The sequence below is a fragment of the Ruegeria sp. AP7 genome, assembly GCF_056539905.1.
Window position 1 is genome coordinate 238,505 of the sequence record NZ_JBQFVT010000004.1, and the last position, 11,916, is coordinate 250,420.

Annotated in this window: 14 protein-coding genes; 3 read left to right on the forward strand and 11 right to left on the reverse strand. The window is 57.1% G+C overall.

Annotation, left to right across the window (positions count from 1 at the left end; translation table 11 throughout):
- Positions 1–3 precede the first annotated feature (3 nt).
- The 6 genes from ACR0KN_RS10385 to ACR0KN_RS10410 all read right to left on the reverse strand — a co-directional run bounded on the left by ACR0KN_RS10385 (position 4) and on the right by ACR0KN_RS10410 (position 6,461).
- The gene (locus ACR0KN_RS10385; RefSeq protein ID WP_480653330.1) at positions 4–1,095 is read right to left on the reverse strand and encodes a TFIIB-type zinc finger domain-containing protein; all 1,092 of its coding nucleotides are present in this window, start codon (positions 1,093–1,095) and stop codon (positions 4–6) included.
- Positions 1,096–1,130: 35 nt separating this feature from the next.
- Entirely contained in the window at positions 1,131–2,279 is a 1,149-nt protein-coding gene (locus ACR0KN_RS10390) for an SPFH domain-containing protein (protein WP_480653332.1), read from the reverse strand.
- A 22-nt stretch (positions 2,280–2,301) separates the two neighbouring features.
- Positions 2,302–3,273, reverse strand: coding sequence for a DUF2927 domain-containing protein (locus tag ACR0KN_RS10395; protein ID WP_170541010.1), 972 nt, complete (start codon positions 3,271–3,273; stop codon positions 2,302–2,304).
- Positions 3,273–4,463, reverse strand: coding sequence for a toxic anion resistance protein (locus ACR0KN_RS10400; RefSeq protein ID WP_480653334.1), 1,191 nt, complete (start codon positions 4,461–4,463; stop codon positions 3,273–3,275). The genes ACR0KN_RS10395 and ACR0KN_RS10400 overlap by 1 nt, the downstream gene beginning before the upstream one ends.
- A gap of 29 nt (positions 4,464–4,492) precedes the next feature.
- Positions 4,493–5,407 carry a 5-bromo-4-chloroindolyl phosphate hydrolysis family protein gene (locus tag ACR0KN_RS10405; RefSeq protein WP_480653336.1) on the reverse strand — a complete coding sequence of 305 codons (915 nt, stop codon included), beginning with the start codon at positions 5,405–5,407 and terminating at the stop codon, positions 4,493–4,495.
- 175 nt (positions 5,408–5,582) lie between these two features.
- The gene (locus ACR0KN_RS10410; protein WP_319544955.1) at positions 5,583–6,461 is read right to left on the reverse strand and encodes a pseudouridine synthase; all 879 of its coding nucleotides are present in this window, start codon (positions 6,459–6,461) and stop codon (positions 5,583–5,585) included.
- On the opposite strand from ACR0KN_RS10410, the gene ACR0KN_RS10415 reads away from it, so the two are divergent.
- Positions 6,460–6,909 (forward strand): nucleoside deaminase, encoded by a 450-nt coding sequence (locus tag ACR0KN_RS10415; RefSeq protein ID WP_480653338.1) that lies wholly within the window; start codon positions 6,460–6,462, stop codon positions 6,907–6,909. The two genes, ACR0KN_RS10410 and ACR0KN_RS10415, sit on opposite strands and share 2 nt — an antisense overlap.
- A 4-nt stretch (positions 6,910–6,913) precedes the next feature.
- On the opposite strand, the gene ACR0KN_RS10420 is transcribed toward ACR0KN_RS10415, so the two are convergent.
- Genes ACR0KN_RS10420 through ACR0KN_RS10430 form a run of 3 tightly spaced genes read right to left on the reverse strand, consistent with a single transcriptional unit; the run spans position 6,914 to position 9,746 of the window.
- Positions 6,914–7,882: an adenylate/guanylate cyclase domain-containing protein gene (locus ACR0KN_RS10420; RefSeq protein ID WP_480653340.1), complete on the reverse strand. Its 969-nt coding sequence runs from the start codon at positions 7,880–7,882 to the stop codon at positions 6,914–6,916.
- On the reverse strand, positions 7,879–9,054 hold the full coding sequence (locus ACR0KN_RS10425; RefSeq protein WP_480653341.1) for a M24 family metallopeptidase: 1,176 nt from the start codon (positions 9,052–9,054) through the stop codon (positions 7,879–7,881). Before ACR0KN_RS10425 ends, ACR0KN_RS10420 begins: the two co-directional genes overlap by 4 nt.
- Entirely contained in the window at positions 9,054–9,746 is a 693-nt protein-coding gene (locus ACR0KN_RS10430; protein WP_260022742.1) for a metal-dependent hydrolase, read from the reverse strand. The genes ACR0KN_RS10425 and ACR0KN_RS10430 overlap by 1 nt, the downstream gene beginning before the upstream one ends.
- Before the next feature lie 57 nt (positions 9,747–9,803).
- Here ACR0KN_RS10430 and ACR0KN_RS10435 point away from each other — a divergent pair, with 57 nt between their 5' ends.
- Entirely contained in the window at positions 9,804–10,475 is a 672-nt protein-coding gene (locus ACR0KN_RS10435) for a ceramidase (protein WP_260022741.1), read from the forward strand.
- A gap of 52 nt (positions 10,476–10,527) precedes the next feature.
- Here the strand turns inward: ACR0KN_RS10435 and ACR0KN_RS10440 are convergent, their stop codons facing one another.
- Both ACR0KN_RS10440 and ACR0KN_RS10445 read right to left on the reverse strand, forming a co-directional pair.
- Positions 10,528–11,091 carry a DUF4202 domain-containing protein gene (locus tag ACR0KN_RS10440; protein WP_480455643.1) on the reverse strand — a complete coding sequence of 188 codons (564 nt, stop codon included), beginning with the start codon at positions 11,089–11,091 and terminating at the stop codon, positions 10,528–10,530.
- 152 nt (positions 11,092–11,243) lie between these two features.
- Entirely contained in the window at positions 11,244–11,402 is a 159-nt protein-coding gene (locus ACR0KN_RS10445; RefSeq protein ID WP_010441895.1) for a hypothetical protein, read from the reverse strand.
- A 224-nt stretch (positions 11,403–11,626) separates the two neighbouring features.
- Between ACR0KN_RS10445 and gatC the strand changes: the two genes are divergently transcribed.
- Complete coding sequence (gene gatC / locus ACR0KN_RS10450; RefSeq protein ID WP_170472591.1) at positions 11,627–11,914, forward strand: Asp-tRNA(Asn)/Glu-tRNA(Gln) amidotransferase subunit GatC; 288 nt, start codon at positions 11,627–11,629, stop codon at positions 11,912–11,914.
- Positions 11,915–11,916: the final 2 nt, after the last annotated feature.

Genomic DNA, 11,916 nt, shown 5'->3' on the forward strand with positions numbered 1-11,916 from the left:
TCTTTATTGTTGTCCGGTTGCAACCAGATAACCGACACCTGCGGCAACGAGCAGGCCCAGTACCACCGCGACGGTAATCTTGATCGCCGACCAGGGGCGCTCACCCTGAACGCGCCCGGTTCTGCCATTCACTACAAAGCGATAGGTCTCGCCCCGGTATTTATAGGCTGCCATCCAGACCGGCAGTAGGATATGTTTGAACGTGACATCTCGGACTTCCGTATCGACAGCGTGGATGCGCTGACGATCGCCACCGATATCAAACCGTACATCACGCTCGATCACGCGCGCCATGTGACCGCGCGCCTCCTGATATCCTTCCTGCAATTCGACCGTATAGGCTTCGGCACGGAATCCAGCCAGATATTCGGGCTGATAGGGCTCAAGCGCAGGCAGATCCCAGGGTTCCAGCGCATCCGTATAGGATTTGGGCAGGGATTGTGATGCCAACACCAGAACATCGTCAAAAAACCGTGCCACGCGTCCGGACTTTGGCGACCAGCGCACCTTGGGAACCTGCTGCTGAACGCGCTTTCCATCCCGCATCACGGTTCGGTTTTCGTAATAGACGACACCACGTTCACCCCGATAACTCGACTTGGTATCGGCATCGAATGTCCAGTAGGGCACGTAGATGCCCTGCATCTTGCGGCCTTTGCGGGCGTATTCCTTCAGCCCATTGGGCGCAAACCACAGTCGCCCCAGCCAATCCCCCATGGCTTGGTGTGCCGAGCGTTCGTCCAGTGCAAAGGGCAACACACCGCGTGGCTTGATATGGCGGCTTACACCGGTATCTGTGACGACAGGTGTCGCACAAAATGGGCACTCTGCGGCGTGTGTGTTCGGGTCAAATTCGACCTGTGCTGCGCAGTTGGGGCAGGTAAGAACACGAGTTTCTTCAATTTCACTATCGGGGAGGCGATCCGCGATGGCCGTTTCGAAATCGAGTTCACGTAAACTGGCCCCTCCCCACGGGCCCGCGCCAATGGCCTCGGAATGTCCGCAGTGATCGCAGGTGAGCGTTCCGTCATCGGGATTGAACCGATAATCCGCCCCGCATTGTTCGCAAGGAAAACGGTGTTCGACTTTTGCCATTACAGAATCCTGGTCATGGATAGCCTAATATCGGGTCAGGCGCCCGGTGGCGGCGGTGGCAAGATGGTGAACAACTGCGCCAATTCTTGTACGTCCCCCGCCTTTTTCCAACCGTCCTGACCAGCCGTCCAGACATGCGTATCGCGCGTGATCTCACCGTCAGTTGCCATACGACCGATCTTGGCTTTGGAAAATGGTCCGCTAGTCTGGCCATCCACCGCGATATGCCACACATGCTCGACGGGTGGCGGGGGCGGCGGTGCCGCATGCGCTGACGCTTGCGGTGCAGCGGGGGCGGAACCGCTCCAGGGACCGCTGGGCTGACCCGCTGCCATGTTCGACATTTGCTGCGCCATCGCCATGCCCATCCCCATGCCAAGACCGGCACCCATGCCACCGCCCTGACCGGGGTTATTGGCAGCCGCTGTCATGGCCTCGGCAGCGGAATACTGAGTGAACTTGCCCAGATCGCCCGCCAAACCCATCGAGGTGCGCTTGTCCAGAGCCGCCTCGACCGCAGGTGGGAGCGAGATATTCTCGATATAGAATTCGGGCATACTCAAACCATACCCATCCAGCACCGGTGACACCTCGGCTGCGATCAGTTTTCCCAGATCGGCGGTGTTCGCGGCCATATCGAGAACTGGAATGCCCGAGCCTGCGATGACGCGGCTGAATTCCTGCACGATGATGTTTCTGATCTGAAAGCTGATCTCGTCCATGGTGAATTCACCATCGGTGCCTACGATCTCTACTAGGAATTTCGCCGGGTCCTTGACCCGCACCGTATAGGTGCCGAAGGCCCGGATGCGTGTTGGCCCAAACTCGGGATCGCGCAGCATGATCGGGTTCTTGGTGCCCCATTTCAGGTCATTGAACCGGGTCGTGTTAACGAAGTAAATTTCAGACTTGAACGGAGACTGGAAACCATGATCCCAATGCTGCAGCGTCGTCATAATCGGCATGTTGTTTGTCTCAAGCATGTAGAGTCCGGGCGTGAACACATCCGCCAGCTGCCCCTCATGCACAAACACAGCCGCCTGACCTTCGCGCACTGTTAGCTTGGCACCGTATTTGATCTCGTGGCCCTCACGCTCGAACCGCCAGACCATCGTGTCGCGGGTGTCATCAACCCAGTGGATGACGTCGATGAATTCGCCGGTCAGAAAATCAAAAATTCCCATTGGATTTCTCCTGTCTTCGGGGTCAGAGCGACTGCCCCATCAATTCGCGTGCAATGATACGGACCACCGGACGTGCCTCGTCAGCGGTCATGCCCGCTTTCAAGCGCGGGTCGTAAAGAATCGTCAGTAGTTTTTCGTCATGGCTGGTGAGCAGGGCGAACTCGTCGTCATCATTGAAGATCGACGGTCGGGCCGATGGGCTGTCATTCGGAAGCCCCAATCCTTGCGCAATCTCTTCATGAACGCAGCTCAGGCGCACCAGATCGGGATGTTCTGCCCGTATCAGGGCAACAGCCCGGGTATAAGTCTGAGGCGCGCTGTTCGATGCCGACGCAAACACAAAACAATAGAAAGACCGCGGCAGTTTGTCGAAGAGATCAAGCTGCGCCTGTCCTATGCCGGGGATCAGTTGTCGCAACCGGGCTTGTACATAGGCGGTATCATCTTCACCCGCCACGAATACGTGAAAGTTCGCATTCCGGGTGGTGGTCGAGACCGGATGTCGAGTCAGCCGCGACAAACGGTTGGCATAGGCGTCAATTCGGGCAGTCTCTTGCTGGCGAACGTTTGGCGCGACTGAGGGTCCGAATTCGGGTTTGATGCGTACGGGTGACGACCAGCGACTTAACTGTCGGCTGGTTCTTCTGCTACCGCTCGAGACAGCCTCCCCCGGATATTCATTATAAAACGCAATGGTTTCGAAATTCCGTGCGAGGTCATCGGCGTCGTAGGGCGTATCCGGCCCACCACCATCGGTACGCAACAGCCCGCGCGTCAGCAGGTTGTTTTGAACGCTTTCATAGTACCGCGCGAGGTCGAGGCTGGCGGGCGAAGGGGGCTGATAGGCATTGCTCAATCCCTGAGGTTGCTCTGGGCGGGGTTCCGGAGCGATGGACGTCGTCAAGGCCTCTTCGCAGCCAGCTAATGCCAGCAGCGAAACTACCAATGTTGCAGTCCTAGCGCGATGTAATGGCCGCACGCCCGCTGTTTCCATTATCCGGGGACAGCCGTTCCGGCATTGTCACCGATCCCGTCCTGTCGCGCTTTGGCCGAGGCGAGCGTGTCGCGCAACTCGGCCTCCATCTTCTTCAATTCTTCCTCGGCGGCGGCGCGCTTGGCTTTGCCTTCGTCCGCAATGGCGAGGCTTTCGTTGATCGTACCGATCAGGTCAGCGTTGGCCTGTTTGACGGCTTCGATGTCGAAGACACCACGCTCCATCTCTTCGCGGATCATCTTGTTAGACTCGCGCAGGTTGGCCGCGTTCGAGGTCAGCAGCTCGTTGGTCAGATCATTGGCATCACGTACTGCGGCTGCAGCTTCAGCACTGCGCTGGATGGTTACCGCTTGTGCCAGCTGGGTTTCCCAAAGCGGCACGGTATTGACGAGGGTTGAATTGATCTTGGTCACCAGCGATTTATCGTTTTCCTGCACCAAGCGGATCGAGGGCAGCGACTGCATCGTCACCTGACGGGTCAGTTTGAGGTCGTGGACCCGGCGTTCCAGATCGTCGCGCGCGGCGCGCAAATCGCGCAATTCCTGCGCCTTCATCACCTGCTGGTCATCGGGTGCGGCCTGAACCTCGGCCTCTTTTTCGGGAATGTCATGGCTGTCCAGTTCGGTCAGCTTTTCCTCACCCGCCGCAATGTAAAGCGCGAGTTCGTCGTAGAACTCCAGCGTCTTTTCATACAGAAGATCCAGAGACTTGATATCTTTCAGCAAGGTGTGCTCATGGCCCAAGAGGTCGTCTGTGATCCGGTCGATCTGGCTTTGAACGTCCTCATACTGCGCCGTGAACTTGGCAAAGGGTGCTGCGCGGCCTAGCAGTTTTTCCCACCAACTACGCTCGCGGCGAACGTCTAATTCGCTGACAGAGAAACCTCTGATCGTCGTTACGATATTGCGAAGGCTGTCTCCCGCCGGGCCCACATCCTTATTGCGGACATCGGCCAGCATCGCCTGACTGATCTCCTGCAATTCCGCCTGTGCGGATGATCCAAATGACACGATCGAGTTTGTGTCGCCCATGTCGATCTCACCCATCCGCTTGCGGATTTCGACGCCAACCGTTTCGTCGGCGTCTTCAAGCGGCACAATCTCAGCCTGCGGCTCAGGGAGGGCGACGGCGGTGACTTCTTGCACCAGCGTTTCAGCCTCGACTGCCTTGTTCTTGATCTCATCGGACATGGGGTAATCCTCGCTTACATAAAAGCCGGTCAATCCAACCGGACGCCTTCGCGCTGCAGCCGGTCACGCAGCACATCAATTTCAACCGTCAGATCACTGCGGTCATCCAATAGCATCTTTCGCGTCCGCGCCGCGAAATTCTGTTCGAGATCGTCCAGCAGGGCCGAATAATCTGCCAGCGCCTGCGCATCGCGGGTACGCGCAAAGACGTCCGAGAACTTCACCGTCGCATCGCGTGCGCCCTGCAAGTAAACCGTCAGATATTTCCGCGCGCCCGCCAGATCACGTGGGTCTTCTTCGACCGTTCGGAACAAATCGCGGGCGGTATCTTGAAACCGCTCGACACGCGCTTCGATCTGACGGTCTCCGGCGCGTTTGATCGCGTCTGTCATTTGGGTCAGGTGAGATTCCGCATCCTCAACAACGCGCGCCACGCGATCTTGTTGGAAGGTGTCGATGCCTTCCATACCCTTGTCTTTCAAGGGGTCGATGCCAAAGGACACCGAATGTAATGCAGCGGCAACAACCCCAAACAGAACCGGTGCCAACAGGCTGGCCTGAGCTGCGGTTTCTGCATCTAGAAACTCTGTTCGATACGCGGCCAATGCCGTGCCCAGCCCAGTCAGGACGCTTGAGAAGATTTTGCGGGGGAAGGCCGGGCGGCGGGCGGTACGTTTGGCATTGTATGCAGATTCCGCTCGCAGCCCTTCGCGCAGCAAGAATGCGGCGGCCGTCAGCAGACCTGCAGCGATCAAACCAATTGTCATTCCTATAGCGCCGTCGTTCAGTGACAGGAATACCAACGGAATTGCGGGCACAAATAGGAGGTTCGCGCGTGCACCCGCCGGTTCGACCCGAGCTCCGTCAAACTGTCCACGAGAGGGTTGATCTTGGTCTGACGACGCACCCTGAGGGCTGAATTTCCCACCGAACCTTTTGGCCATGCCCTTACAAGCCCCCAAGCACGCCGGTACAGACGCCGAACAACAGCACCAGCAGCGCTGCATACGCCAATTTTTGTACTCCGGTCCCGGACATGGTGCCCCCAAACTGTCGCTATCACAGAAAATTTAGGCGATGCGATGGCTTGGCGCTAGGGGGAAGGTTACTTAAGCTGCGTCACTTGCGAGGTTTCTTGCCGATTGTCGGCCTTTTGCGCTGAGGCCGGGCAGGGCGTTTGACGGTTGGCTTGCCGCTTTCTTCAGCGTCCATCCCCAATTGATCACGCATAACACGCCGACGAATCTCTTCAACCTCACCGGATTTCAAGTCACCAAGCTGAAACGGGCCATAAGAAATCCGCAAAAGCCGGTTTACCGCATAGCCGATATCTTCGATTGCTCGGCGAATCTCGCGGTTCTTGCCTTCGCGCAGACCGATGGTTAGCCAGGCGTTCGCACCCTGTTGGCGGTCCAATGTAACGGTCATGGGCTGAAACCGTTCCCCGTCTATGACCAATCCCTTGCGAAGCGGTGCAAAATCTTCATCCTTGGGGCGCCCGTTAACCCGCACCCGGTATTTGCGCAGCCATCCGGTGGCGGGCAGTTCAAGCTTGCGCTTGATGCCGCCATCATTGGTGAGCAGCAGCAACCCTTCCGAATTCAGGTCGAGCCGTCCGACACTCATGACCCTCGGCATGTCCTCTGGCAGATCGTCGAAGATCGTCTTGCGTCCCTTTTCATCACGCGCCGTCGTCACAAGGCCTGGAGGCTTGTGATAGAGCCATAGGCGAGATGGCTCGGGCTCGGACACGGGTTTGCCATCGACAGTGATCCTGTCCTTGGCCGTCACGTTCAGCGCTGGGCTACTGATGGGTTTGCCATTCACGGTCACACGACCGGCTTCGATCATGCGTTCAGCCTCGCGACGCGAGGCGACACCGGCGCGGGCAAGCACTTTGGCGATCCGATCGCCGGGAGGAGGGGTATTGGTCATCCCCCGCCCATAGCCTATCCCGGCGGCTTGCGAAAGCCGGGTTTCTGGGGCAGTCAGAGGCATGGAGTTCCGATCTCACATGAAACTGGCGCTGGAACAGGCGCAGGCGGCGGCAAACCGGGGGGAGGTGCCCGTGGGTGCTGTAATTATCGGACCGGACGGTCAGGTGGTTGCCGCTGAAGGTAATCGGACACGCGAGTTGAACGATCCCACCGCCCATGCCGAAATACTGGTGCTGCGCGCCGCCTGCGCACACGCCGGATCGGAGCGGCTGCCGGATCACGATGTATATGTGACGCTAGAACCCTGTGCCATGTGTGCGGCAGCACTGGCTGCGGCGCGTATCCGGCGTGTGTACTACGGCGCATCCGATCCGAAATCGGGCGGCGTCGCCCACGGCGCGCGGGTATTTTCGCATCCGCAGGCGCATCATACCCCTGAAATCTATGATGGGATCGGTGCCGAAGAGGCCGAGCGATTGCTCAAGGATTTTTTCGCGGGGCGGCGTTAGCGCGCTACCAACTTAAGCTATAGATCGTATGATCGCCGGGCAGACCTTTCAGCGAAACTGATCTTGGTGTGCCAAAGGTCATCCCATCTTGCCCGTCCGCCAAAAGCTGGGTTGCGTCGGACAAACGGACCTCTCCCGGTGCGGCTGAGGCCGCGATCCGGGCGGCCTTGTTAACCACCGTACCGAAGAAATCGTCATCGGTCTGGATCACATCTCCCGTATGTATGCCGACGCGAATCTGCAGCGTTGGTTCGCCCAATTCACTGGCGTTGCGCCGCTGCAGGTCGACTGCGGCCATCAGTGCCGACCGCGCCGACGAGAAGCTGGACATGGTTCCATCCCCCAGCGACTTTACCAGCGTTCCGCTCTGAGCCTCGATGACGTCACGAGCCAATTCAAAGTGTTTTTGAATAGCATCGGTCCAAACCCGATCTCCCAGCTTGTCGGCAATAGCCGATGAATTGACGATGTCAGTGAACATAACCGAAGCCATGCCCTCGCGCTGATCCTGACGAAACCCGTCGCGTGCAGCTGCTACCAGCGCGTCCAGGGCTTTGTGCTCGATACCGATTTTTTCCATGTTGGGGATCGGATTGGACACGTGGCAATGTATCATCTTCCACACACCATCTTCGAGATGCAGGATGAAGGTGAACCTATGCAACATTGCCTTTTGGTTAGTGGCAAAGCGAAGCGTTGCAACGCAATGGGCCCAACCAACTGTACCGCATTCAAATGCCTCTAGGCCGTGTTCTTCCCAACTGTAGTCGGGAATTTCGGCCACATGATCAGGGAAACCCTTTCGGAATAGCGAGCCTGACCAAATCTCCCCATCCGCTGAGCCTTGATATCGCAGGTACTCAGACGTCGACAGCATGTTGTAGAGCGCCGCTCCATCTTTGGTTCGAACAGCGTCATTCCAGCGTCGCACCACCGCGATCAACTCCGGCGATGGGCGAATAGGCTGATTCATTTGGATTTTACCACAAGCTCCCGAGGGATATCTGCCAATGGCTGGCCGCCATTGGCGGTAACCAAAAAGCTCTCGGTGATCGCCAGTCCCCAATCCGAAGTCCAGAGCCCGGGCATCAAATGGAATGTCATATTTTCCTGAAGTTCGGTCGTGTCACCCGGCCGCAGGCTCATGGTGCGTTCACCCCAATCGGGAGGGTAACTTAATCCGATCGGATAGCCGGTGCGGTTGGCTTTGACATATCCGGCACGGGCGAAACTTTCGTAAACACAGTTCGCGACCTCTTCGCAAGTTGTGCCCGGACGCGCCGCACTCAAGGCATCATCGATGGCCCTGAGCACAGCAGCCTCGGCGCGGCGAATATCTTCCGGAGGATCACCCAGAAACAGGCTGCGACTGGCCGGGCAATGATAACGGCGATAACAGCCTGAGATTTCAAAGTACGTTGCCTCATCCCGCGTTAAGGGTCTGTCGTTCCAGGTGATGTGCGAGGCAGACGCCTCGGTACCTGAAGGGGCGATTGGAACGATTGCGGGATAGTCCCCGGCCAGTCCCGGCAATCCGGCGATGCCTGCCGCCTGAACTTCGGCAACCAGTTGGTTTTTTGGGAGCCCTTCGCGGAACGCATCGCGCAACACCTGGTGCATATGGGCGGTAAGCCGCCCTGCTTTTCGCATCATTTCGACTTCGGCGTCGCTTTTGACTGCCCGCTGCCAGTTTACCAGGCCAGTGGCATCCAAAATCGCAGCGTCACCGAATGCGTTCTGCAGTATGCGATGACTGGCGGCCGAGTAATAGTAGTTGTCCATTTCGACACCCAGTGCCGAAGTCCATCCGCGGTCCCGCAAAAATTTGGCGAGGGAATCGACGGGATGGTGGTCGGGGTGTTGAACGTGCTCTTCAGGCCAGTCCAGAAGATCAGATGCATCCATCCATGTGGTCTGCGCTGCACCAGCCTTGTCCTGCGTACGCCCCCACCATAGTGGAGAACCGTTCGCTGGCAGGATGACCATCTGGGGTACATAAAAACTCCACCCGTCGTAACCGGTAAGCCACGCCATGTTCGATGGGTCGGTTATAAGCAGGGTTTCGATCCCCTGCTGTTCCATTGCTGCGCGGGTCTTCGCGATACGGTCGGCAAATTCCTGGGCGCTGAAATCTGTGGCGGGCATCAGAGAGAAATCGCTTTCATCACTTCGGGTTCGATCACATCGACGCCCGGCAGGCCGTCAATCAGGGCCTGAGCCGATTGTTCGAGAATCGGAAAGGTCTGGTAGTGGCACGGAATAATTGTTTTGAAGTCAAAGTACCGTTTGGCCGCGTAGGCCGCGCCTTTCATGTCCATGGTAAAGTGACCGCCAGCAGATAGGATGCCGATATCGGGTTTGTAGAATTCCCCCATCCAATCCATATCCGCCATGATATCGGTGTCGCCAGAGACGTACACCATTCGGCCCTCGGTTGAGATCATATACCCGACTTCGGTCCCACCGGTACGCAATCCGTCGGGGGTTGAAAAGGTCGAACTGTGCGAGGCTGGGACCATCGATACCTTGATACCGCTAAGGTCAACTGTGCCGCCTTTATTGAAACCAACTGTTTCGATCCCTTCCGCCTCGGCCCAATAGCCCATCAGATCGTACTGTCCCACGACGGGTACGTTCAGATGTTTGGCCAGTGGCAATACATCAACGACATGATCGAAATGGGTATGGGTCAGTAGGATATGGGTTGCACCCTCCACCGCCGCATCATGCTGATCTTCGGGCAATGACGGGTTCCCCGTCAGCCAGGGATCGACCAGCAGGACCTGCCCCGATGTTTCGATGCGAAAGCTGCCATGTCCCAGCCAAATAATTTCCATAGTGAACTCTCCCAAATTCTGCTTGGCGTCAGCCTAGCATCGGCTATGTAAAAATCCATGGACTGGACGCAGTATATTGACGGTTATTGCGAGCGGCTCTCGCCATCGTATTGGGCCGAGCCGATAAACGCCGTGACCAATGTGGCGTTTCTTGTTGCGGCATTCGTCATGTGGCGCAGGGTGCGAGGGCAGGGTGCCCCGCTGGCGATGGCCTTGGTTGTGATACTGACAATGATTGGTGTCGGCAGCTACCTGTTTCATACGCATGCACAGGTTTGGGCCGCGATAGCAGATACAACGCCGATCTTGCTTTATATTCTGGTTTATGTCTTTGCGGTGAACCGGGATGTCTGGGGGATGCGGCCCGTTTATGCGCTGGGTCTGACCGCGCTGTTCATTCCCTACGCGGCGTTGACGATTCCCGTGTTTCAGCTGGTGCCGGGTTTAGGCGGTTCAGCAGCCTATGCACCGGTGCCGCTATTGATCCTGATTTATGCTTTACTGTTGAGGTCGCGAACCCCTGATACAGCGCGCGGGTTGGCGATCGGGGCTGGCATACTGATCGCCTCGATCATTTTCCGAGCCTTGGATGAGCCAACCTGCAGTCACTTTCCCATCGGAACGCATTTCATGTGGCACATACTGAACGCCACCATGCTGGGCTGGATGATCGAGGTATATCTGCGCGCCGTTCGGAAGGTGCCTGTTACGACTGCGCCGGGTACTTGAGGCCAAACCAAAACACATTGGCGGGCTACCAGTACCTTGGAATCACTTGAGGTCAGTCACGGAATGCTGCCGCCAAAGCCTCGGGCAGATCAAATTCCGCCAAAACTCTGGCGCGGCCTTCGGCGGACATCTTGATAGCGGTTTTTTCTACGATGCGCTGAATTTTCTCGGCTGAATGCTTCGCTGCGAAGGGTTCAAAATACCATTTCAGGAAAACAAAACAGATCACATCCTCAAGCGCCTGCACGTCGGCATGGCGCTTGATACCTTGTTTGCGCAGCATCTGTTCGACTGCTTCGATTTGATCCGCACCGTATTCGGCTTGTTCCATAAAGCCTCGCACCACGTCCGCGTGGTAAACACCTTGTGCCTTGCGCCATGCCAGATAACCGGCCCGCCCTTCCGGATATTCGGTGCGCTTCAGCTTCCAGCGTTCGACATGCTGCCCGCGCGCGGCAATCTGCAGTGCATCAGATGCATTAGGGAAAAGGCGATCAAGCTCGGCACTCATGCGCTGGCCATACAGCAGTTCTGCGGGCTGCCCGTTTTCCATATTGGGATCTTCCGCATTGGCGGCGTCAATTGCGTTCAGTACTGCTTGCTTGCGTGCGCTCATGTTCTGCTCCGTTAGCTCGCCTGATCGTCACCTGTGGGTGTTTCGGCTGATGGTCTTTGGTCATGCTAACGACTTGTCGGTCAGGGTACAGCGGTGATTTGGAAAAAGTGCCGGATCAGGAGGGGGAAACCAATCCGGCACATGGGACAGGTCTACTTGCCTGTCTGGGTTTGATCTTTGGTCACAGGCTCCGATACAGGCTGAGGGAAGCTGAGGTTTCGGGTCAGATTGTTCATGTCTATTCCCAATGCTAGGGCAGGAGATGTCAGAACCACGGCGGCCAAGATGAATGCAGGGACAAAGGTTTTCATATGCTGTCTCCGGTTTCGAGTGGTGTCACACAATTGAAATGAACAGTTCGGTTTAATTTTCAATGCCGAAAGTGAACTAATCAGTTCACCAATTTGCATATGGGGCATTCAAAAACGCATGGCTGCTGGCGAATTGAGTGCGCACGGCGGCGTCATCCGGTGACCGGTCTTGCGAGTGATGCGACAGACGGGTAAACGCCCCTGAACGCATATGAGGTTTTCCGATGTCGATAGACCAAAGCACCGCCGCCAAGGTGGCCAAACTCGCCCGGATCAAGGTCGAGGATGACGCGCTGCCCGCGCTGGCATCCGAGTTCAACACCATCCTTGGGTTCATCGAGCAACTGAACGAAGTGGATGTCGAAGGTGTCGAGCCGATGGTCTCGGTCACGCCGATGCGTCTGAAGCGTCGTCAGGACGAAGTCACTGACGGAAATCAGCAGGACAAAGTTCTGTCCAATGCCCCCGATGCGCGCGAAGGGTTCTTCGCTGTTCCCAAAGTTGTGGAGTAAGT

Bases quoted from the DNA above. Each gene is read 5' to 3' on its own strand.
- ACR0KN_RS10435 (WP_260022741.1), top strand. From the start codon at position 9,804: ATGGACTGGACGCAGTATATTGACGGTTATTGCGAGCGGCTCTCGCCA.
- ACR0KN_RS10405 (WP_480653336.1), bottom strand. From the start codon at position 5,407: ATGGCCAAAAGGTTCGGTGGGAAATTCAGCCCTCAGGGTGCGTCGTCA.
- ACR0KN_RS10430 (WP_260022742.1), bottom strand. From the start codon at position 9,746: ATGGAAATTATTTGGCTGGGACATGGCAGCTTTCGCATCGAAACATCG.
- ACR0KN_RS10385 (WP_480653330.1), bottom strand. From the start codon at position 1,095: ATGGCAAAAGTCGAACACCGTTTTCCTTGCGAACAATGCGGGGCGGAT.
- ACR0KN_RS10395 (WP_170541010.1), bottom strand. From the start codon at position 3,273: ATGGAAACAGCGGGCGTGCGGCCATTACATCGCGCTAGGACTGCAACA.
- ACR0KN_RS10415 (WP_480653338.1), top strand. From the start codon at position 6,460: ATGGAGTTCCGATCTCACATGAAACTGGCGCTGGAACAGGCGCAGGCG.
- ACR0KN_RS10410 (WP_319544955.1), bottom strand. From the start codon at position 6,461: ATGCCTCTGACTGCCCCAGAAACCCGGCTTTCGCAAGCCGCCGGGATA.
- gatC (WP_170472591.1), top strand. From the start codon at position 11,627: ATGTCGATAGACCAAAGCACCGCCGCCAAGGTGGCCAAACTCGCCCGG.
- ACR0KN_RS10420 (WP_480653340.1), bottom strand. From the start codon at position 7,882: ATGAATCAGCCTATTCGCCCATCGCCGGAGTTGATCGCGGTGGTGCGA.
- ACR0KN_RS10440 (WP_480455643.1), bottom strand. From the start codon at position 11,091: ATGAGCGCACGCAAGCAAGCAGTACTGAACGCAATTGACGCCGCCAAT.
- ACR0KN_RS10390 (WP_480653332.1), bottom strand. From the start codon at position 2,279: ATGGGAATTTTTGATTTTCTGACCGGCGAATTCATCGACGTCATCCAC.
- ACR0KN_RS10445 (WP_010441895.1), bottom strand. From the start codon at position 11,402: ATGAAAACCTTTGTCCCTGCATTCATCTTGGCCGCCGTGGTTCTGACA.
- ACR0KN_RS10425 (WP_480653341.1), bottom strand. From the start codon at position 9,054: ATGCCCGCCACAGATTTCAGCGCCCAGGAATTTGCCGACCGTATCGCG.
- ACR0KN_RS10400 (WP_480653334.1), bottom strand. From the start codon at position 4,463: ATGTCCGATGAGATCAAGAACAAGGCAGTCGAGGCTGAAACGCTGGTG.